The 20577-nt window shown below is 36.6% G+C and carries 23 protein-coding genes; 4 read left to right on the forward strand and 19 right to left on the reverse strand.

From position 1 onward, the window contains the following. Positions 1-76: 76 nt before the first annotated feature. The 3 genes from EJN90_RS05320 to EJN90_RS05330 all read left to right on the forward strand — a co-directional run bounded on the left by EJN90_RS05320 (position 77) and on the right by EJN90_RS05330 (position 2026). Positions 77-1210, forward strand: a complete 1134-nt coding sequence (locus EJN90_RS05320; RefSeq protein WP_126109254.1) for an NAD(P)/FAD-dependent oxidoreductase — start codon at positions 77-79, stop codon at positions 1208-1210. A gap of 48 nt (positions 1211-1258) precedes the next feature. After that, entirely contained in the window at positions 1259-1666 is a 408-nt protein-coding gene (gene mscL, locus EJN90_RS05325; RefSeq protein ID WP_126109256.1) for a large conductance mechanosensitive channel protein MscL, read from the forward strand. 66 nt (positions 1667-1732) lie between these two features. Continuing rightward, a complete protein-coding gene (locus EJN90_RS05330; RefSeq protein ID WP_126109258.1) occupies positions 1733-2026 on the forward strand; it encodes a hypothetical protein in 294 nt (97 codons plus the stop codon). A 94-nt stretch (positions 2027-2120) separates the two neighbouring features. On the opposite strand, the gene EJN90_RS05335 is transcribed toward EJN90_RS05330, so the two are convergent. The 6 genes from EJN90_RS05335 to EJN90_RS05360 form a co-directional block, all read right to left on the reverse strand. Beyond that, on the reverse strand, positions 2121-2813 hold the full coding sequence (locus tag EJN90_RS05335; protein WP_126109260.1) for a DUF624 domain-containing protein: 693 nt from the start codon (positions 2811-2813) through the stop codon (positions 2121-2123). Between the two features lie 29 nt (positions 2814-2842). Then, on the reverse strand, positions 2843-3712 hold the full coding sequence (locus EJN90_RS05340) for a carbohydrate ABC transporter permease (protein WP_126109262.1): 870 nt from the start codon (positions 3710-3712) through the stop codon (positions 2843-2845). 1 nt (position 3713) lies between these two features. After that, entirely contained in the window at positions 3714-4625 is a 912-nt protein-coding gene (locus EJN90_RS05345) for a carbohydrate ABC transporter permease (protein ID WP_227872608.1), read from the reverse strand. An 83-nt stretch (positions 4626-4708) separates the two neighbouring features. After that, complete coding sequence (locus tag EJN90_RS05350; RefSeq protein ID WP_126109264.1) at positions 4709-6007, reverse strand: ABC transporter substrate-binding protein; 1299 nt, start codon at positions 6005-6007, stop codon at positions 4709-4711. Between the two features lie 23 nt (positions 6008-6030). Further along, complete coding sequence (locus tag EJN90_RS05355) at positions 6031-7524, reverse strand: glycoside hydrolase family 30 protein (RefSeq protein ID WP_126109266.1); 1494 nt, start codon at positions 7522-7524, stop codon at positions 6031-6033. Continuing rightward, positions 7521-9935: a glycoside hydrolase family 2 TIM barrel-domain containing protein gene (locus EJN90_RS05360; protein ID WP_126109268.1), complete on the reverse strand. Its 2415-nt coding sequence runs from the start codon at positions 9933-9935 to the stop codon at positions 7521-7523. Before EJN90_RS05360 ends, EJN90_RS05355 begins: the two co-directional genes overlap by 4 nt. Before the next feature lie 201 nt (positions 9936-10136). Here EJN90_RS05360 and EJN90_RS05365 point away from each other — a divergent pair, with 201 nt between their 5' ends. Next, a complete protein-coding gene (locus EJN90_RS05365) occupies positions 10137-11003 on the forward strand; it encodes an AraC family transcriptional regulator (protein WP_126109269.1) in 867 nt (288 codons plus the stop codon). 131 nt (positions 11004-11134) lie between these two features. On the opposite strand, the gene EJN90_RS05370 is transcribed toward EJN90_RS05365, so the two are convergent. From EJN90_RS05370 to EJN90_RS05430, 13 genes are all read right to left on the reverse strand, one after another. Further along, positions 11135-12895, reverse strand: a complete 1761-nt coding sequence (locus tag EJN90_RS05370) for a family 43 glycosylhydrolase (protein ID WP_126109271.1) — start codon at positions 12893-12895, stop codon at positions 11135-11137. Between the two features lie 173 nt (positions 12896-13068). Then, a complete protein-coding gene (locus EJN90_RS05375) occupies positions 13069-14082 on the reverse strand; it encodes a YdcF family protein (RefSeq protein WP_126109274.1) in 1014 nt (337 codons plus the stop codon). 14 nt (positions 14083-14096) lie between these two features. Next, a complete protein-coding gene (gene rsmI, locus EJN90_RS05380) occupies positions 14097-14969 on the reverse strand; it encodes a 16S rRNA (cytidine(1402)-2'-O)-methyltransferase (protein ID WP_126109276.1) in 873 nt (290 codons plus the stop codon). Further along, positions 14947-15240, reverse strand: coding sequence for a GIY-YIG nuclease family protein (locus EJN90_RS05385; RefSeq protein ID WP_126109278.1), 294 nt, complete (start codon positions 15238-15240; stop codon positions 14947-14949). The genes rsmI and EJN90_RS05385 overlap by 23 nt, the downstream gene beginning before the upstream one ends. After that, positions 15233-16003 carry a tRNA1(Val) (adenine(37)-N6)-methyltransferase gene (locus tag EJN90_RS05390; RefSeq protein ID WP_227872589.1) on the reverse strand — a complete coding sequence of 257 codons (771 nt, stop codon included), beginning with the start codon at positions 16001-16003 and terminating at the stop codon, positions 15233-15235. The genes EJN90_RS05385 and EJN90_RS05390 overlap by 8 nt, the downstream gene beginning before the upstream one ends. After that, positions 16000-16353 carry a DNA replication initiation control protein YabA gene (locus EJN90_RS05395; RefSeq protein WP_126109282.1) on the reverse strand — a complete coding sequence of 118 codons (354 nt, stop codon included), beginning with the start codon at positions 16351-16353 and terminating at the stop codon, positions 16000-16002. The genes EJN90_RS05390 and EJN90_RS05395 overlap by 4 nt, the downstream gene beginning before the upstream one ends. Before the next feature lie 44 nt (positions 16354-16397). Continuing rightward, on the reverse strand, positions 16398-17204 hold the full coding sequence (locus tag EJN90_RS05400; protein ID WP_126109284.1) for a PSP1 domain-containing protein: 807 nt from the start codon (positions 17202-17204) through the stop codon (positions 16398-16400). Between the two features lie 36 nt (positions 17205-17240). After that, complete coding sequence (gene holB / locus EJN90_RS05405; RefSeq protein ID WP_126109286.1) at positions 17241-18224, reverse strand: DNA polymerase III subunit delta'; 984 nt, start codon at positions 18222-18224, stop codon at positions 17241-17243. Then, complete coding sequence (locus tag EJN90_RS05410; RefSeq protein ID WP_126109288.1) at positions 18224-18553, reverse strand: cyclic-di-AMP receptor; 330 nt, start codon at positions 18551-18553, stop codon at positions 18224-18226. Before EJN90_RS05410 ends, holB begins: the two co-directional genes overlap by 1 nt. Before the next feature lie 20 nt (positions 18554-18573). After that, a complete protein-coding gene (gene tmk / locus EJN90_RS05415) occupies positions 18574-19221 on the reverse strand; it encodes a dTMP kinase (RefSeq protein ID WP_126109290.1) in 648 nt (215 codons plus the stop codon). Between the two features lie 69 nt (positions 19222-19290). Beyond that, positions 19291-19602, reverse strand: coding sequence for a DUF2508 family protein (locus EJN90_RS05420; RefSeq protein WP_126109292.1), 312 nt, complete (start codon positions 19600-19602; stop codon positions 19291-19293). 30 nt (positions 19603-19632) lie between these two features. Further along, positions 19633-20229, reverse strand: coding sequence for a recombination mediator RecR (recR, locus tag EJN90_RS05425; protein WP_126109294.1), 597 nt, complete (start codon positions 20227-20229; stop codon positions 19633-19635). A gap of 28 nt (positions 20230-20257) precedes the next feature. Beyond that, positions 20258-20572, reverse strand: coding sequence for a YbaB/EbfC family nucleoid-associated protein (locus EJN90_RS05430; RefSeq protein ID WP_126109296.1), 315 nt, complete (start codon positions 20570-20572; stop codon positions 20258-20260). Positions 20573-20577: the final 5 nt, after the last annotated feature.

A 20577-nucleotide genomic window follows, 5' to 3' on the forward strand; every position in this document is an offset into this window, starting at 1 on the left:
TTTGAAACACTTTTCCCGCTTGCGTTATAATGGAAGCAGAAAAAATTTACAGCTTTGGAAAAAGGAGTCTCATAACATGACAAAATCAATCGCAATCATCGGCGGCGGGATTGTTGGAGCAACAGCTGCTTATTATTTAACACGTTTTGGCCATCAGATTACCGTCTACGATGAAGGAACCGGTCAAGCTACTTCTGCCGCAGCAGGAATCATTTGTCCTTGGCTGTCAAAAAGAAGAAATAAAAGTTGGTATCGATTAGCTGCCGGCGGGGCAGCATTTTATCAACAATTATTAACTGACTTGGAAGAAGATCACCAAGATACTTCTTTCTATCATAAATCAGGTGCCCTATTATTAAAGAAAAAAGCTAGCTCTACTGAAGAACAGTATCAAATTGGATTAGGACGTCGCAAAGATGCACCTGAAATTGGAGAGTTGAAAATCTTAACACAAGAAGAACTGACTCAATTACTCCCTACTCTTCAACAGCAAGAAAATGCGCTATACGTAGAAGGAGGGGCGCGAGTGGATGGAAGTTCACTCGTCGAATCCCTATTACATTATGTACAAAATCAGGGTGGCAGTGTAAGACACGAGAAAGCTTCACTTATAAAAGAAAATGAACGATACACCATCCAAATAAACAAAGAAAAAACGTCCTATGATGTTATTATTCTTGCTGCAGGTGCTTGGTTGCCACAAATTTTAGAGCCACTGGGGTGGGAAGTAGATATCCGCGGACAAAAAGGTCAACTAGCAGTACTTCAAACGGATGATGTAAACAATGGTCATTTACCGGTTATTATGCCCGAAGGTGAAATTGATGTTTTACCCGTTGGGGATGGAAAAGTATTCGTAGGCGCGACACATGAAAATGATAAAGGATACGACTTAACAATTGATGAAACTATTGTTAATCAAATGATCAAGAGCGGAGAAACCCTGTTTTCTCGTTTAAAAGATGCAAAACTGATTGAAAGAAAAGTTGGAACGAGGGCATATACTTCTGACTTTAGCCCCTTTTTCGGCTATCTCCCCCAACAAGAAACAGTTCTCACTGCTAGTGGGTTAGGTTCTTCCGGTTTAACAACAGGACCTTTTATCGGATATCAGCTCGCCTTGCTTGCTAATGGTCAGGAAACAACCGTTTCATCGAGCGACTATCTTCCTGATTATTATCTAACATTCATAGATACTAATATTTGCTAAAATTAACTTACATTCATTATAATAGAGATATTACAGGAGGTGAAAAACATGATTAAAGAATTCAAAGAGTTTATTATGCGTGGCAATGTTTTAGATTTGGCTGTCGGGGTTATTATCGGTGCTGCTTTCTCCGCAATTGTTAATTCGTTAGTAGAAGATCTAATTTCTCCTATTATTGTTTCTCTTACTTCCCAAGCTTCTATCGAAGATTTATCTGTACAAATCGGGGAAGCAACGCTTAGATACGGAAACTTTATCCAAGCCATTATTGATTTCCTTATTATCGCATTGGTACTGTTCCTTATTATTAAAGCCGCAAACAAATTCAAACGTAAAAATCCAGAAGCAGACGTGGACGAAGTTGAAATTCCAACAGCAGAATTATATCTAAAAGACATTCGTGACTTATTAGCTGCTGAGAAAATTGATTCAATGAAAGAAGATCGATTGCCTTAAAAAAAAGCAAGACAGCATAAAGTTTGAGCTGCCTTGCTTTTTAGTATTTAAAAGGGGGTTATATGGATGATCCGAAAAAGTTTTTTTACCCTTTCCATGTTGGTTTTTCTATTTTTGGGGACTTTCGCTGTTTACATTCTTTTGCCATATGAATGGTACCTTGGTTACTATCCAATTGGTTTTATCCAAATCATTTTACTTCTTATTTCTTTATTAGTATTTGGACTGTTTGTTAAAAACGCGCAGCACAGTTCCATTAAACAAAGGGTCGCAAATATTTTGTTAATGGTGGGATACACCAGCTTTATCTTAGGAATGTTATTTAGTATTTTTATTTGGTATGCTTTTATGCCAGGATAAAACAGAAAAAATACCCAGGAGTAATTCATAATAATTACTTCTGGGTATTTTTCTTTACTAAAATCTTGATTAACTAACTTTTTATACACAATTATCATTGCTGTTTTTGAACAAATTCAAAGACAGGTTCAAAATTTAATAGTAATAACAGACCAACAATTCCTACTCCGAATAGGGCTAAATAAATGGGAATAAAATTTAATAACAACCAGCTTCCAATTATTATCATAAAATTTAAAGAACATCTTATTGATTTGATAATTGATAATTTGACAGTAAGAGATAACGCTTGTTTAAAAGAAGTAATTTCGAAACGAGAAAGTAGTAAAAAATAATTCAATGAGAAAGTAATTGATGCAATCAGAATAAGTACATTTAACCATCTTAAGCTATCAAAAGAAGTAATAAAATTCATTAATAACAAGTTTGTGCCGCTTACACCCATTAAAAGTAAAGCAGTGACCCATCCTAAGATACTCATTTTAAACTTTTCCTGATATGCTTTAAAAAATGATTTAAAAGTACCATCTTTCTCTTTCGCCTCTTTCAAATACGTTAGAAGGGCTGTGGTTGCTGGCCCAACTGGCACTGCAGCAAGTAAAAAAAATGGTAAAGTACTAATTTTTAGCTCCATTGTCAATAATAAAAATAACAATGGAACATTGAGTAGCCAAAAAAGAATGGTCCCAACAAATGTATAAATGATGTAATTCAAATAAGAGATATAATGAAAAAGTTTATACATATCATTTCGATTTGAATTTGTTTGATTTGATGAATTTTTCATTATTATCTCTCCTTATACTGATTCAATCGTTATTTCGTTCCACTATTACCAATTCCTAAATTAATTTGGAATAAATATTTTTGTCCTAAGAAATAGACGACAATTTGTGGCAGGGTAAGCACTAGCGACATCACCATCAACATAGACATGTTTACGGTACCCGCAGGATTAGAAGTTGCAGACATGGATTGAGCTCCCAATGCCAAAGTCATTTTGCTGGTATCCGATACATAGATTAATGGTCCCATAATATCACTCCAAGCAGAGTTAAATGTAAATATCGCAATAGCTGCCATTGCTGGTTTAATAAGTGGTAAAACGATTTTCGTAAATGAGCCCATAGGACCTAATCCGTCCATTTCTGCAGCCTCAAATAAGCTGCCAGGAATAGAGGTTATGAACTGGCGAGTAAAGAAAATATTATAGGCTGATCCAAAAAATTGAGGAATAATCAATGGCCAAAGAGTGTTATATAGTCCCAAATTTCTAAAAATTAAAAATACTGGAATTAACGTAATTTGTCCTGGCAACATCATTGTTCCTAAAACCAGCAGAAATAACTTGTTTTTATGCTTATATTTCATTCGAGCAAAACCAAAAGCAACTAATGTAGAAGAAATGATTTGCCCAATAATACTTAGTACGACAACCAACATCGTGTTAAAGAACCACAACAAAATTGGCCGTTCGCCCGTTAACGAGTCTTTAAATAAATTTGTAAAATTAGAAAAATAGAATTCTGTAGGAAGCAAAGTAAACTGTTCTTTAATATTTGACTCTGGCGAAGCAAGTGCAATTGAAATCATGTATATAAAGGGCACAATTAAAATGCCAGCAAAAACAATCAAAGTAATATAGATAGTAAGTTTAGAAACTTTAGACAGATTTTTATCTAACAACTTACTTCACCTCCTCTTCATAAAACACCCATAGACTCGAACTCTTCAAAACAATTAATGATAATATCATCACTATGATAAACAATACCCATGCCATAGCTGATGCGTAACCCATCCTATAGAACGAGAATGCGTTTCGATAAAGATAAGGTACAATCATTTCACTAGCATAGTCTGGCCCGCCGCCAGTCATCATATAAACTTGAGTAAACGTTTGTAAGGAACCAATTACTCCGGTGATAAGATTAAAAAATAATATTGGAGAAATTTGAGGTATGGTAATACTTATAAACATTCGAAGCCTGGAAGCCCCGTCGAGCAATGCAGACTCATACATCTCTTCACCCACACTATTAATTGCTGAGAGCATCAAAATCATTGTTCCGCCAACGCCCCACAATGATAGGAAGACAAAACTCCACAGTACGTGGTCTTTACTTAACAGCCAAGCAGGTCCATTAACTCCAAACAATGCCAATGCTTGGTTTACTAAGCCTTTAGAAGATAACAAGCGAGTAAATAGCATTGTACTAGCAACAACTGGGACTATTGAGGGAAGATAATAAATTGTTCGAAAAGCTCGCATTCCTTTTAAATGGAAACTCAACAAGTATGCCATCCCAAGTGATAATAACAAATTTATAGGTACACTTATTAACGTATATTTGAATGTGTTTGACAAGGCTTTAATAAATATTTCATCTTTAAATAATCTTATATAATTATCAAATCCGACAAAACTAAACTCTGAGAACATATCCCAATCAGTAAAACTCATAATCACGGAAAAAATCATGGGCCCAATTGTAAAAGAAACAAAACCAATAATCCAGGGTGAAACAAAAGCAAAAAACCAGCGTGATTGTGTTCGTTTACGTTTTTTTTGATTTAATTGAAGTTGCGTAGCTGGCATATCCAATAGAACTCCTCCTTCTAAAATACGTACCTTAAGGAAGAAGCTTTTATTTCTTTCTTCCCTAAGATACCATTATTTTTTTAATACTGCTCCATTATTTTCTCTCCAGATTCTTGCATTTTTTCTAGGGCTTCTTCTGGTGTTAAACGACCCAATAGCATTTCTTTAACTTGGTTACTAAATTCACCAGTTAGCTCACCATAGTATGGTCCTTCAAAAATCCCATCAATTATTACTCGTTCTGTAGAAATCCCAACAACATCTAAATTAAGGTCTTTTTCATTTACTTGTCTATTAGTAAACTCTTCCGAATTTAACACTTTGATATTTGCTGGAGAATCAACTAAGCCTTCTCCAAGTATTTGTTGTGCTTCCTCGCTTGTCATATATTCGACGAACCTAAATGCAGCATCTTGTTTATCAGATTGTTTAGAAATTGCTAGCGCACTCCCAAATGGCCAAGTTACTTGTTCACTGAAAGATGGCATTGGAGCAATATCAAAATTTAAATCGTCAAGTTGTGTAAAGTTTCCGATATTCCAGAATCCAGTTGTTAACATACCAATTTTCCCTTGAGAAAACATAGAGTCTGCACCCGACTGTGCTACAGATTCATAGAATTCATAAGTTCCAACATAACCATCTTGATATAAATCATTAAACCAAGTAAGAACTTCTAAGTTTTCTGGAGAATTAATAACAACCTCATTATTTTCAACTAGTGAGCCTCCATTCGATTTTATGAAAACACCCCAATTGGGTACCCAGTCCATCCCGCTAGCTCCGTATTGAACAGTTTCACCATTTTCAATTTTTGTTAACTTTTCAGCTGCATCTGTATATTCTTCAATAGACCAGTCAACAGTAGGATACTCTATTCCTGCTTCGTCAAACAAATCTTTATTATAGTATAATATTTCTGGGCCTCCTCTATCCGGTAGACCAAATGGTTGACCATCATATGTGTATTGGGTCATTGTATCTGCCCAATTATCTTCAACGTCAATACTTGACTCTTCAATGTATTCTGTTAAATCAATGAATAATCCTTTCGAAGCAAAGTTCTGTCCATTTTCTGCAACTTGGACTACGTCAGGTGCTTCATTACCTGCAAACATTGTTTGTAATTTTGTATCATAGTCACTCGGAACTTGGACAAAGTCTACTTTTATGTCAGGATTAGCAGCTTCAAAAGCTTGGATTCTTGGCTCATAAATTGGAAGGTCGCTTTCACCGCCCCATGTATAGAACTGGATAGTAGTTACTTCTCCATCAGCAGCTTCCGAACTTCCATCTTCGTTACCTTGACCGCAAGCAATTAAAGTTAGTGCTGTAGTAGTTAACATTGTGATTGCCTTTAATTTTCTCCCTAATTTCATACTTAATTCCTCTTTTCATGTTGTTATTTAGTATTAGTATTTAAAATTTTTAAGGTAACAATTGATTGCCTTGGTACAATAATTCCCTGATTATCGATTGCTTGTTCTTCTAAATCCATTTCACTATCTGTGGTATAACTAATAATATCCTCAAACTCAATTCCTTCTATATCAATTTCTTTTTCAAAAAAGCCATTATTAATCATTACTATAATAATTTCTTCTTCATCTCTTTCGTTCGTTCCCAAAAAGCTAATCGTGTTCAACTCTTTATCCTCGCTGATTGAGGAAACTCTTGTATATCCTGGACGAATAAATTTACTAAAGTTTCCCATTCCCCAAAGACGTTTTGTTGGAAGGATTTCTTTAGTATCTAGATCCACATAAATCAATCCATCTCGATAGTCATAACTACTTACAGCAATCCAATATTGCCAAGCTATTACATTAAGAATTGTCATATCGTCGTGGAATTCGTTAGCTAATGTTAGTGCAGAGTCCATTGTATAATCGCGACCATTAACCATTTCTGTCCATTCAGACATCTTCAATGTAATATCCAGTTCCTTTTCGTCCAACCACTTCTTGAAATCTGTTTTTGCGATGTAGTTCGACCAGTATGAGTGAACTTCCCAAGTGTCAAAATAATTCATTAAAATTTCATTCTCAATAATCTTATTGAAATATTCATTACTACTATTTGCCCACTCTCCAAGTTCTGGCATCGATAAAGCAACCTTTTCCAAGTCAGGCCGTCTATTCTTCTCGTCTATAAACACTTCTAAAAGAGCGACCATTTCTTCTGGCTCGTAATGATTTCCTTCTTGTCCTCCAGTCCAATCCCATTGTGGTTCATTAATAGGGGACACGTGAGTAACCGGAATTTCTTCTTGTAAAAAGTATTCTGTAACATCATATACATAATTTGCAAAAGATTGATAATTTTCAGAGGCCAAGTTACTACTCTGTCCCTCAATCATATCGCCATATGCAGAACCATTTTTAGTGAGTCGGGTCAAGGGACTGTTGACAAATAAATAGATATCATCCAGTCCATATTCAACTGCTTTTTTTAACATCCATTGAGCATTCTCATCATTCGTCCAATTATATGTTCCTGGTTCTTCTTCAAAACTTTCTGCCCGTCTCCATGGATCGTCTATCTTGGGACTATTCTCTAACGTACTTCCTGCTCCCAGATTATATCGATAAGAAGTAAGTCCAATTCCATCTTTTTGATCGAATAACAGTTGAGCAATAAATTCTCTTTTTGAAAGCTCAGAGGTCTCTTCTTCAGTCCAACCACCTATATCTTGGCTCCACCAAGCCCCACTAGCACCAATGCTTTCAACTGTTTGGAACGTCTCTTCCAAATCAATTTTTACAGTCGCTGTTTCTACTGCTTCCTCTAAGTTTGTATCATCCTTTACTGCAGCACTCTCTTCATTCGAACTGCATCCACCAGCTATACTACTTATTAAAATGATGGGAATGATTAAAAATTCCTTTTTATTCATGAGTCCTCCTGCTTGTTCTCTAATTTAAGTTGACTAACAGGAAGGCCAGGTGAACGCATGGTGATATATGTTTCCTTTCCAATATCTCCTTCCACAAAACACATCAATTTCCCTTGAAACGTTCTTCTAAACGTTTCTGAATATGATGTAATATCAGACAAATCACCATTTTCCAATCCTAATAATGTCCCATTCTCTACTTCTACATACACAGGAACCTCTGATAATGTTGGTTTCCCTTCTTGATCAATTAACTGGCATTCAAGTTGATAAAGATTTTTTTCGAAATTTAAGTCAGCACTTTCTATTTTACGGATCCACGCTGTAGGAATATCTGCTATCTCAACATCCAACGCAGCTGGAGAGTAAGCAGGACTTATTTCATCCACAAGGAACGTTTCTTCAAATTTTGCTTCAACACTTAAGGACTGTCCTTTATACTTCACTACTGCCGAATAGTAACCATAGTCTTCATTATAAGATACTTCTGAGACTATTTGCTCTCCTATCTTTAATTGTATACTTTCTGAATTCGTGTAACATCTTACTTCTACTTCTTGATCGGTTAAATACTCCCATTTCCTAAAAGTCGGTTCCCATTCAGGATGTTCGCTGTTTTTATCATATGGAAGCGTCGTTAGATAAACAGTAGGTTCAAAGCTCCACCAACTTTTCCGTTTATAATAACTTGGCTTTTCAAATCCTGCTAAAGTCAGTAGCCCTGCACCAGATCCGTGAATCGGCCAACCATGAGCTTCTCCTAAATAATCAATTCCTGTCCATAAAAATTGTCCAGATATGTATGGCAAGTCTTTTGCAAATTTCCACTCTTTAAATCCATGACCATTCTCACTTCCTATGAATGGCTTGTCAGGAAATCTTTCGTGATCTTCCTCATACAAATGTTCTTTATAGTTGTATCCAACTACATCAAGATTATCAATTAAACCTATTTTGGTAGATAATTCAGGAAATGCTGCTGCTAAAGTAACAGGTCGAGTCGGGTCGAGTTCTTTTGTTATTTTGATTAACTTATCAGCTATTGTACTTAATCTTCTCATGTCCGGACGATGGGGATTATAAATCCTCTCAGCGGCTGGCTTGCTTTTATCGTTATTACCTGTCATTTCAGCGAAAATTGGATTTGCATATGGATCGTTCGGATAATCAATTTCATTCCCAATACTCCATGCAATAATAGAAGGATGATTTCGATTGCGCAAAATCATATTTTTTAAATCTTCCTCATACCAATTAGGAAAATGCTCTGCTGCCCCTTCTAATTTTGGAGGATAAATATTGTGCCCTTGCCACCATTTATTTTTAGGATTCTCCCACTCGTCAAAAGCTTCGTCAAATACTAAAAACCCTAACACATCACATAATCGATACAAATCAAAAGAATGTGGGTTGTGCGCCATGCGGATTGCATTTGTTCCCATTTCTTTTAATTTCAATAATCGTCGAGTCCACACAGAGACTGGCACTGCTGTTCCAAAAGATCCTGCATCTTCATGAAGACAAACTCCTTTAATCTTTGTCTGCTTCCCATTCAAGTAGAACCCACTGTTTGAATCAAAATTGAATTCTCTGATCCCTACGTGCTCTGTGTATACGTTCTCATTTTCTTCCATAAAATCATTTTGAAATTTCAATTTAGTATGTAAACGATACAAATTTGGCTGCGCAGGCGACCACAATTCCGGATTGCTAATTTTTTTGTATAGTTTAACTGCCTGGCTTTTCCCTGCTAAAAGGTTAACTTCTTGTTCGAATGTAACTGCCTTTTTTGTTTGTAAACTCTCAAGGGATTGTATAATGGTTACTACTTTATCCTGGTTCGATGAATTTGTTATTTGATGTTCGATTACTACTTCTGCTTCTTGTTTATTTACATCAGGAGTTGAAAAAACTGTTCCATAGTCTTCAATATAAATGCAGTCGTGCACTTCAATAGAAACATTTCGATTAATTCCATTTCCATTGTACCACCTTGAATCTGCCAAATCAGATCGCTCTACTCGTACGCTTATGATCAAGTCATCGTCCGGTGCATAAGGCAGGATATCCGTTAAATCATAGTGAAATGAAGCATATCCAGAAGGTCTTAAGCCCATATGATAGCCATTAATCCAAACACGAGCGTTCTTGTATATACCCTCAAAATGGATTTTTACGATTTTATTTGTTAAATCTCCTAGTTCTTTTAAAGATAATTTAGTCCGATACCATCCAACCCCGCCCGGTAAGTACCCCGTTCCACTTGAAAAACATTTTTCAAATGGATATTCTACGCTCCAGTCATGAGGAACTTTTATTTTTTTCCAAGAAGAATCATCGAAATCCTTTTTCCAAGCTTCCTTTTCTTCTTCTCTTAAAAACAACCAATCTTTCAAATATAATTTTTTCATTTATGAGCTCGTTCCCTTCTTTCAATATAATACTATAATAAGAAATCGCTTTCTTTTTATAAGAGCATCTAGTCTTTGGTATAATTTTACTAAATAGTTTACCAAATAACATGGTCTATCTGATACATTTTCATGTATTATATGATATAAAGAAAGAAAAGATTATCCATCTGCTATCGTTGTTTTTAATAGGAGGCAATCATGTACCATATTCATTCAAATATATTTAATCCTGAAATCATATATGTTGTTGATTTTTGGAATGAAAAGAAGAATCTTAGAGGATATCATCATCATGATTTTATTGAGATTAGTATCGTACTGGAGGGAACGGTTGATTATGAATTCAACGAGACACGTACAAGATTACATGCTGGTGATGCTTTGCTTTTCAATCCTGGTATCCCTCATACGGAAATTCACCCGAGAGGAATGGAATCTCACGAACTTCATATCGGACTTTCCAACATCCTCATTGAAGGACTGCCTTTTAATAATTTCCCAAATAAAAACCCCGTCCTTGATCTGGGAATTTATAAAGAGGAATTTGTAAAAAAAGCATGGCAGCTTACAAATGAGTTCAATAATCATGGTTTACATCATGAACTCATGGGAAAAGGGATTCTTCTTGAGATGCTTGTATTAATTTTAAGATGCTTAAGTTCTCAACAATCAGATGAATTCTTAGCAAATATCTCCGAAAAAGATAAGAAAAAACAAACACTCGTGAATCACACGGTTTACTACCTTGAGAATCATCATCAGGAGGATATTACATTAGAAACTTTAGCAGACATGCTCTACATAAGTCCCACTCAGTTATCAAAGGTTTTTCGTACCATTACAGGTAAAAGTCCAATTAAGTATCTCATTGAAATTCGATTAAAGCATGCATATGAATTACTCATCCATACAAATCTGACGATCAAAGAAATCTCCGAAGAAGTAGGATATCAAGATCCATTCTATTTTAGTAAACTCTTCAAAAAACATTATGGCCTCGCTCCTTCTAAAACCCGCAAAAAAATAAATCTTAATTCATTTTGCCTCTTTCCTATACCTGAATAACGAAGCGTAAACGTGCTCAAAAAGGCAGCTCCGACGTCACTTCACGAATAAAGCTCGGATGGACTGCATCCATCCTGTGCTTATTCGCTCCAGTGATTCGGAGCTAATCGCCTTTTTTTCCACTTTATTTTTTATACAATTACTCGTCTCATTAATCCATCTTCATTAAAATCTAGCGGCGAAATGCGAGTTTGTCGGTTATAACCTCTTTCTTCATCCTGAAAGTCTGAGAATGGCAGCCCGAAGCTATGATAGGCAATGTAATATTGCCCTTCATATTCTAAAATACTGTGATGTCCAGTTCCTAAAATTCCTTTATCCACATTCTTTTGTAGAATCGGATAATGGTAATGAATCGGTCCATAGAGGGAATCCGATGTACCATAATTAACATGGTAATTTTCACTACGGGTATCTTCTCCTGACCAAGTAAAATGGTAGATGTTATCACGTTTCAAAACCGTAATAGCTTCTCGAAAGTCTTTCAAACCTTCATATTCTTTCAAACTCTCCATCTTCACTGATCTCATATCATCAGCTAGTTCAACAATGGCAGCTGTTCCCCCTGCTGAATTGCCAAATAGCAGATAATATTTGTCATTTTCATTGTAGACCGATGGATCAATGACTTGGCTCATATTTAATGAATAATCTTCAATCAAATCAGGGCTCAATAAAGGCTCATCTTCTGCAATAAAAGGACCGGTTGGACTATCAGAATATGCCACTCCGATTCCAGAACGACCCTCAATACTCTTTCCAGTAAAGTAATAATAAAATTTTCCATCTTTCTCCGTTGCACACGGCGCCCAAGCTCCTCCAATTGTCCACTTCACTTGACTTGAAGCCAAATCAAGAATGACTCCTTTATTTTCCCAATTGATTAAATCTTCTGATTCAAACACTGAAAAACTCGTACCTGACCAATTGGTAAAGCCATCTGATGTCGGGTATATGTAAAATTTTTCGTTAAATACAACCAAGTCCGGATCGGCATATAAACCGTCCAATACAGGATTTTGTTGGTGATAATATTTAAGTAATTGATTATATTCTTCATCGTTAATTTTAAGCACACTTCCATGACGCTTAATAGACTTTCCAAAGTTAAACTGTGGAGCAGGCTCGAAGTAGCCTGTTGAAAGATCTTCACTAATTGCAATCGTATAGCCTGTTCCTTTTTTAAATTCATCCACAATCAATGCCCACTTTCCATCCGACAATTGATAAATTTGCGGTCCTTCTACACCTTCTAAATGCTCGAGATAGTCTGAATGAACTTCTTCATATTCTCCAAGTAATGTCTGGCTTCGATCCATAAAAATCCGACTGTTTTCTTCGTTTTTTGTGAAGCGGTAATAGTAGCCATCACTAAGCGTAATAGTTGTATCAATGACATTCATACTTTTTTCTATAAACAACTCAGCTTCAGTAAATGAACGAAAATCAGTCGTATGAGTATAGTAAATATTGTGCTTTCCATTTACTTTTGAGGCAAAAAAGACAAGAAACGCTTCTGCCTGTGGATCATAGATAGCCTCCGGTGCCCATAAATTTCCTGCTTCCTTAGGAGCGATGGTTGCCGTCCACGGTTCCCTCCAATAAACTAAATCTGTCGATTCCCAAATAAGGATATCCCGGCTTCCATTCGCTTGTGCATGATCCCAGCCAAGTTCTTTTTCAATACGAAGATCAGTCGCAATTAAAAAATATTTATTTTCTCCTTGAATAAGAAAGGGATCGCGTGCCCCTTTTTCTCCGAGCTTGCTTTTTAAAATAGGCGTTCCTTGATTCAAGTCTAAAAAGTTTAATCCATCTTTGCTGATACTAAAATATACTTGCTCTCCATCTTTTTGTTCTCCAATAAAATGAGTGAATAAATAAGCAGCCATGATACGCCTCTTTCTTTTGTCATAGTAAGAACTCTCGTTGTTACTACTTATTGTAAGGAAACAACAGCATATTTGTATAAGTTGTTGAACTATCTTCTATAAGATTTTGAAACAAATTGCTCCATACTTTTATATACAAAAAAAGAACTAACTTCACCTGAAGAAAGTTCTTTTCACCTTAATATAAGAGCAATTCCTAAAAATAACAAAGCTGTTGCAATATGAAAATGACGATAAATTAATAATAAGGCAATGTATTCACGCACCAAAGCATAGGGTAAATAATGCCAAGGTGTCTTGGCGCCGATTCCAATTGCATCTACACCCAATTGACGTGCATATAAGCTGCTGCGAAGAATGTGGAAACTATTCGTAACAAAAACTCCCTTGTCCCCAATTTTTTTCTTTGTAATAATGTTTTTACTAAAGAGGAAATTTTGATGGGTATTTACGGAATTCATTTCTGCTATGATATTTTGAGGATCCATCCCTTTTTGAATGAGGTATTGCTTCATTACTTCTGCTTCTGATTGAGGCGCGTCTGGTCCTTTTCCACCGCTCACAATTAAAGTAACTGGTTCTTCACCCTGTTCTTTTTGTTTTTTATAAAAAGAGAGAGCCTTGTCCAGACGATATTGCAGAATTTTACTTACTGTTCCATCGGGTAATATGCCCGTTCCTAGCACAATAAGATAGTCTTGGCTTAACTGTATTTGTTTAAATTGGTGGATTATGACACTTATTACAAACAGTAAGAAAGAAAAAACCATATATATCAATACATATGCTAGCAAATATTCTAAAGAGTGAATCCATCTTAATTGAATGGTAAATTTGTTCCAAATGACAATGACTACTAAAAAAAGCAGCAAGAAACTTAAAGCTACAAGAGCTAAATACTTTCGTGATTTCCTTCGTTTTTGCAGTCTTTGAACAGCGTGAACAAGCGTTATCATACTGAATAATCCTAGAAAATAAGGTGCTACGCTATAAATAAATTTCATAAAGAGAATTGCCCACCGAACCACTACTGACTCCATTGGCATAGCGCGCCTTTGAATAATTCCGAAAAAAACGGCCAAGCCCGCACCAAAGAGAAAGATGATTTTCCCTTGAGAATGTTTTTGTTTTAATGAAAGCATGATAAAAGCAAACAAACTCAACATACTGAAAACATAGAAAATCATCGGCTTTCCCCCTTTTAAATCTCGTGATAGGCTTGATATACTTCTTGTTTCTTTCTATTTCTTAATTTCGCGACTTGCTTAATAGCGTCTTTGGAAGAAACATCTTCTTCCTGCATAACTATTTCAACATGTTCTTTCAAATCTTCAGGAAATGGCTCTTTCTCGACAACTGCTTCTGGATTTTGATTACCCTCTACAAGTAAACAAATTTCTCCCTTTACGGTTTTCTGATTCAACCATTCTAATACATCTTTTGCATTTCCGCGGACAAATTCCTCATAGCGTTTCGTCAATTCACGACAAATGACTACGCGGCGTTCTTCACCCAGCACGGCAGCTAGATTCTCGATCGTCTCCTTTAAACGATAAGGAGATTCATAAAAAATCATCGTCTCTTCTTTTTGCTCCAAAGCTTTCCATTGTGCACGCTGGTCTTTTTTCTTTCTTTTTAAAAATCCAATAAAGGTAAAAGGCTGCGGCGTGAGACCGGAAGCAATCAACGCAGTAATACCTGCATTCGCTCCGGGTAAAGGTACAACCGGGATACTGGCTTCAATACAAGCTTGAACGAGCTCATGGCCAGGGTCGCTGATCGAAGGCATTCCTGCATCACTTACCTGTGCAATCGATTCTCCCGACTCTAACATCGCTATAAGCTGCGGAATGCGTTCTTGGGTATTATGCTCATGAAAACTAAGCTGTTGAGTCAAAATATCAAAATGAGTTAATAACTTTCGAGTATTTCTTGTATCTTCAGAAGCAATCCAATCAACCTCTTTCAGTACCTCTACCGCTCGAAAAGTCATATCTCCTAAATTCCCAATCGGTGTAGGAACAAGATACAACGTTCCCGTTGTCTGAACTTCATAACTCTTCTGTGTCTCCATCTCTTCCTACCCTCTTTTCCTTTTCTTTCCGAGTTAACTTTTTAAAAGCAGCCTCTGCCTTCGTTGCTTCACTCCGCGTAGCAAATCCTTCTCGGTGAATCATTCTGACAGGACGCCTGCTTTTTGTATATTTACATCCAATTCCAGTATTATGTTCCTTTTCACGCCGTTCCGGTTCGGTTGTGTAACCGGCGTAAAAAGACCGGTCTGCACACTCCAATACATAAAAATAATGGCGCTTCTCTTGGTTTGTATTTTGTTCCTTATTCACCAAAAAGAATCGCCTTCACTTCTTTGGTATATTCGCCTGTTTCATCGTGTACATAAAAGGGCGGCAAGATGTGCAGACCATCTTCCTTACCATCTTTGATTGCTTCAATTAATATCATATTCGCTTCTTTACCAGCTTTTGGATAGATAAACTGAATCTTTTTAGGAGCTAGACGATTCGCCCGCATGGTATCCAGTATTTCCAATAGTCGATCTGGACGGTGCACAAAATATGCCTTCCCGTTCATTTTTAAGAGCTGGCCTGTTTTTTTCATTAATTGATTCAAGTTTAGTTTTATTTCATGTCTGGCAATCGTAAATTCCGAATAAGTATTTTTTGTACTTGAAGGAATATTTTTAAAATAAGGTGGATTGCAAGTAATGATATCTACAGAATCTGGCTGAATTTCACTTGTAATCTCATTAATATCAGCCTGAATAAAAGATACCCGATCTTCTAGTTCATTCAATTGAACGGTTCTTTTAGCCATATCAATTAACCTATCCTGTATCTCCACACCGATAATCGGGTTGGTCGTTTTTCCGGTTAATAAAAAAGCAACCGCTCCATTACCCGAACAAAAATCGACGATTTTTGTTTTACGGCTAGAAGGTACGGAAGCAAAGTTCGCTAATAATACCGCATCTAAAGAAAAAGAAAAAACGGAGGGGCTTTGTATGATTTGGATGTTTTCTTTCTTTAATATATCCAAGCGTTCTCCCGCTTTTAGTAACTGACTCTTCTTTTGACTTGATTCATTCAATGGCGTTGCTCCCGTTCTCCGTAGATGACATCCAAACAAAATACACATGACTCATCATCTAAACGGCGACTACCGTAATAGACATTACAGACATGAAAGCCATCTTCATATAATTTTTGTAAATTTAATCGTGATTTAGACATTTCAGGTTCAATGCTTGCTGCATTTTCTTCCATTTGTTTCGTCAAATAGTCAATTCGGTCCCGTAAATGTTGGTTCTCAATCTGTAAAGTTGTATTTTCCTCGATTAATTGATTTAATTTCTCCTGAACATCGATTAAGTCTTCTCCAACTGCGGAAACACGACTTTCCATACGGTGAAACTGATCAAACAAGGCTCGTTTATCCATTTTATTCACTCACATTTTTTTGTTTTCTTCACTAGTTACGACAACTATACTAATTCGCCTTTTAATTCTTCCCACGTATAATCCGCGGTCTTGTTATCCTTGAAGAAGCGAACCGTTACAATCTGAGATAGAATATTCAGACCGATTACTTTCCCTTGACCCTCTGGTGTATCAATCTTTTCGCCATAATCAGGCAGACTACGTTTTAATTCTTCATAGGCCTCATTTTCAAAGTTCAGACAGCACATTAAACGACCGCAAATTCCAGATATTTTTGCTGAATTCAACGACAAACCTTGATCTTTTGCCATTTTAATCGAAACTGGCATGAAGTCTCCTAGGAAAGTCGAACAACACAATGGTCGACCGCAAGGGCCAATTCCCCCAAGGATTTTTGCTTCATCCCGTGCGCCAATTTGACGTAATTCAATTCTTGTTCGGAAAATTGAAGCGAGCTCCCTTACTAATACGCGAAAATCAACCCGGCCAGCTGCACTAAATAAGAAAGTTAGTTTTTGACGATCAAAAGAATACTGAGCTTTTATGATTTTCATTTCCAGCTTATTTTCTCTTGCTCGTTCTTTGGCGATCCGCAGAGCTTGTGCCGCCTCAATCTTGTTTTTCTCTTCTTTTATTAAATCAGCATCTTCTGCTTTCCGAATAATATTATCAGAAGCATATGCAGCATCTTGCTCATGGCATTTTTTTGAATAAATGACAACTTTGGCAATCTCCTCATTTTCACCATGCTGAACAATCAGTTTTTCATTTAATTGATAAGACTGGTTCCCCTTTTCATAGTAAAAAATCGTTCCATTCGGGATAAACCTCAGGCCCATTACTTCTTTCATACCATTACGCTCCTTTGCTTTGTTGATGCGATTTTACTATTGATTTTTAAGTACAATGCTTTCTAAGACACCCTGCGTTTGTACATTTGCATTTAAAGCTTGTTTGCCTTGTAAAATACTTTCAATTGCTTGTGTAATCTTTTTAGAGTCTTTTAAAAACTGTGCCATTTTTTTATATTCTGGCAATTGTTTTTTTTGTACAACTGCCTCTTCATTTCCAAAAGATACATACAATAAATCGCGATAATGGAACAATAATAAATCTAAATAAAACAGACTATGGGACTTATCTTTTAAAATTTCCAACAAGCTTGTTGGAACATAGATAAATGCCATGGGATCAGAAGAGGTTAATAGCTTGAACCAATTCCAACTTTTTTCCTTTAACGCATGAAATAATTCGTCTTCAGCTAATCCTTTTGCCTCTTCCAAATCGTTCGTGACAGCAGATAATAATTCTGCGTCTTGCGAGTCAATACCTGCAGACAACAACAGCTCTTCCATAACTTCTCGCTTTAGCGGTTGAAAATGGATGATTTGACATCGCGAACGAATGGTAGGCAAAATGTTTTCCTTTACCGTTGTTAGCAAAAATAGATAAGTATCTTTCCCAGGTTCTTCTAAAAATGTTAGAAGACTATTTGCAGCACTAATGGTCATTTTCTCAGCATCTTCAATTATATAAACTTTCTTGCTGCTTTCTACTGAGCTCTTGAAAAACTCTGTTTTTAACTGCCGAATCTGGTCAACCTTGATTGATTGACCATCGGGTGCCAGCTCAATTAAATCAGGTAAATTTCCTTCATCAATCCGTAAGCAGCTTCGACAGGAAAAGCACGGGTTTCCATCTTGAGGGTTTTCACAGAAAATAGTACGGGCAATCCAGTTTGCTAATTCTTTTTTTCCTGTTCCTCGTGCTCCTTCAAAAAGATAGGCATGGCCTAATCGCTGATTTCTGATGGAACGAACAAACAATTCCAGAAGTCTGGGTTGCTTCTCTTTTACTGACATCTCATTCATTAGAATCGATGAAAACTTTCTACTGGAAGAACAAATACTGTCGCACCGCCAACATGAACTTGCATTGGGTACGGAATGGAACTATCCAATGAAACGTCTAAGCTCACTGGTGAAGTTGTGTATTGCTCTCTTGATTCACAGTTTACCTTGATGATATTGAGAACCTCTTCAACACGGTCGTCTTCTACCCCAATCATAAAGGTTGTATTTCCGGAGCGAAGAAACCCGCCACTTGAAGATAGTTTCGTTGCTCGAATATTCGCTTCTACCAACTCATCTGATAGCAATGCACTATCTTTATCTTGAATAACAGCCATAATTAGTTTCATATCAATCTCCTCTTTCTTCTTTATAATTTCTTGTTAGTTGAAAAATGAGTCAAAATTTGTTCTATACAATTTTCAGCCACTTTTTCAGGGCTCTGGCTTCCATCAATCTTAACGATCCGATTGGGATGTTTTTTCAATAATTGCAAATAGCCTTCACGTACTTTTTCATGGAAAGTCAATTTTTCTTGGTCTAGGCGGTTGTTTTCCCGACTGCCTTCACTTCGTTGAATTCGATTAATTCCTTCTTCTGGATCGATATCGATATATAGTGTTAAGTCGGGTTGAATCCCCTCTGTCGCAAAGTCATTGATTTGGAAAATTCCTTCCTCCCCAATGCCTCTCGCGTATCCTTGATAGGCAATGGAGCTATCTACAAAACGATCACATAAAACGAGGTCACCGTTTGTTAGAACAGGTATCACTTTTTCGACTAAGTGTTGTCTGCGACTTGCCGCATAAAGTAATGCTTCGGTTCGCGCATCCATTTCGGTATGTTCCGGATTCAATATAATCGTTCTTATTCTTTCTGCAATCGGACTACCACCTGGTTCTCGTGTCGTAACAATCTTTTTGTCCGTATATTCAGGCAATTGTTTCGCAATCGCCTGCAAGGCAGTTGTTTTTCCTGATCCATCCGGTCCTTCTAATGTGATAAATATTCCGTTCATGTTCTGCTCCTTGTTTCGTATAGTTTCATTATACGCTACTTGTCCCTCTTTTTATATAAGACAATCGTCTCACTCTTGAGTAAATAAGTGATCTCGTTGGTAACCACGTTTCTTTACACGAAAAGTTTTTGCTTTTTTAGGCGTAGAAATATCTCCTGAAATATTGCGGCAACGTGCTTCTCTCATTAAAAAAAGATATTTGGCACCTTCTATTTTCCTTAAAATATAAAGATCATCGGAGACATCATAAGCGGCATTTTCCAACTCTTGGAGTAACTGGTACTTATGATAAACTTCTTTCATTGTTTCCGTAAGTTGTTCATCCACTATGCGTTTCTGATAATGATTTTTTTGTTTTTTATTCAGTAAGTGGAATGCCATTACTATTTTTCAAACTCCTTACTTAAGCTGTTACAGTTCGCGTCTTCCATCGATCGCTCGGAATAACGTCATCTCATCCGCATATTCAATATCGCTTCCGACTGCCAAACCATATGCCAAACGAGTTACTTTAATACCTGCTGGTTTTATCAAACGCGAAAGATACATGGCCGTCGCTTCTCCTTCGGCTGTTGCATTCGTCGCAATAATGACTTCATTGATTTCTTCTTCTTGCAGGCGTTTAATTAAATTAGGAATGTTCAAATCTTCTGGTCCGGTCCCTTCCATCGGCGAAAGAACACCGTGCAAGACATGATACAAACCATTATACTCTCGGATTTTTTCCATAGACATAATATCTCTTGGGTTTTCCACTACTAACACAGTAGACCGTAATCTCGTTTCATCAGAACAAATGATACACGGATCGCTTTCTGTGATGTTTCCACATTTTGAGCAGTAGTGCAAGTCCCTTTTTGTACTGATTAAAGCATTAGCAAAATGGACAACTTCCTCTTCCTGCATATCTAAACAAAAGAATGCCAGACGAGCTGCTGTCTTTTGGCCAATTCCAGGCAGCTTCATGAAGCTCTCGATTAATTTCGCTATTGGTTCTGGATACTGCATTCCTACTCTGCTCCTTTATTTTTCGTTCCTAAAAACCAGGCATTCCTTTTGCAAATTTGCCTAATTTTGCTGTCTGATCGGTTTCTACTTTCTCAAGAGCATCATTGGTTGCCATCAAGATAAGATCTTGCAGCATTTCAACGTCGTCTGGATCAACTGCTTCCACTTTTACTTTTACATCAACAACCTTTTTATCGCCGGTCATTGTGATCATGACTAAATCATTAGCTGCTGCCCCCACATACTCTGTTTGATTCAATACTTCTTGTGTTTCCTCAATTTGTTTTTGCATTTTTTGCATTTGTTTCATCATGCCTTGCATATTTCCCATATTTCCACGCATATTTT

The organism is Jeotgalibaca ciconiae (genome assembly GCF_003955755.1).
GTDB classification, from domain to species: Bacteria; Bacillota; Bacilli; order Lactobacillales; family Aerococcaceae; genus Jeotgalibaca; species Jeotgalibaca ciconiae.

Bases quoted from the DNA above. Each gene is read 5' to 3' on its own strand.
- holB (WP_126109286.1), bottom strand. From the start codon at position 18,224: ATGAATGAGATGTCAGTAAAAGAGAAGCAACCCAGACTTCTGGAATTG.
- tmk (WP_126109290.1), bottom strand. From the start codon at position 19,221: ATGAACGGAATATTTATCACATTAGAAGGACCGGATGGATCAGGAAAA.
- EJN90_RS05365 (WP_126109269.1), top strand. From the start codon at position 10,137: ATGTACCATATTCATTCAAATATATTTAATCCTGAAATCATATATGTT.
- EJN90_RS05320 (WP_126109254.1), top strand. From the start codon at position 77: ATGACAAAATCAATCGCAATCATCGGCGGCGGGATTGTTGGAGCAACA.
- EJN90_RS05430 (WP_126109296.1), bottom strand. From the start codon at position 20,572: ATGCGTGGAAATATGGGAAATATGCAAGGCATGATGAAACAAATGCAA.
- EJN90_RS05410 (WP_126109288.1), bottom strand. From the start codon at position 18,553: ATGAAACTAATTATGGCTGTTATTCAAGATAAAGATAGTGCATTGCTA.
- EJN90_RS05345 (WP_227872608.1), bottom strand. From the start codon at position 4,625: ATGCCAGCTACGCAACTTCAATTAAATCAAAAAAAACGTAAACGAACA.
- EJN90_RS05395 (WP_126109282.1), bottom strand. From the start codon at position 16,353: ATGGATAAACGAGCCTTGTTTGATCAGTTTCACCGTATGGAAAGTCGT.
- EJN90_RS05330 (WP_126109258.1), top strand. From the start codon at position 1,733: ATGATCCGAAAAAGTTTTTTTACCCTTTCCATGTTGGTTTTTCTATTT.
- EJN90_RS05375 (WP_126109274.1), bottom strand. From the start codon at position 14,082: ATGATTTTCTATGTTTTCAGTATGTTGAGTTTGTTTGCTTTTATCATG.
- recR (WP_126109294.1), bottom strand. From the start codon at position 20,229: ATGCAGTATCCAGAACCAATAGCGAAATTAATCGAGAGCTTCATGAAG.
- EJN90_RS05355 (WP_126109266.1), bottom strand. From the start codon at position 7,524: ATGAATAAAAAGGAATTTTTAATCATTCCCATCATTTTAATAAGTAGT.
- mscL (WP_126109256.1), top strand. From the start codon at position 1,259: ATGATTAAAGAATTCAAAGAGTTTATTATGCGTGGCAATGTTTTAGAT.
- EJN90_RS05420 (WP_126109292.1), bottom strand. From the start codon at position 19,602: ATGGCATTCCACTTACTGAATAAAAAACAAAAAAATCATTATCAGAAA.
- EJN90_RS05400 (WP_126109284.1), bottom strand. From the start codon at position 17,204: ATGAAAGAAGTAATGGGCCTGAGGTTTATCCCGAATGGAACGATTTTT.
- rsmI (WP_126109276.1), bottom strand. From the start codon at position 14,969: ATGGAGACACAGAAGAGTTATGAAGTTCAGACAACGGGAACGTTGTAT.
- EJN90_RS05350 (WP_126109264.1), bottom strand. From the start codon at position 6,007: ATGAAATTAGGGAGAAAATTAAAGGCAATCACAATGTTAACTACTACA.
- EJN90_RS05360 (WP_126109268.1), bottom strand. From the start codon at position 9,935: ATGAAAAAATTATATTTGAAAGATTGGTTGTTTTTAAGAGAAGAAGAA.
- EJN90_RS05370 (WP_126109271.1), bottom strand. From the start codon at position 12,895: ATGGCTGCTTATTTATTCACTCATTTTATTGGAGAACAAAAAGATGGA.
- EJN90_RS05335 (WP_126109260.1), bottom strand. From the start codon at position 2,813: ATGAAAAATTCATCAAATCAAACAAATTCAAATCGAAATGATATGTAT.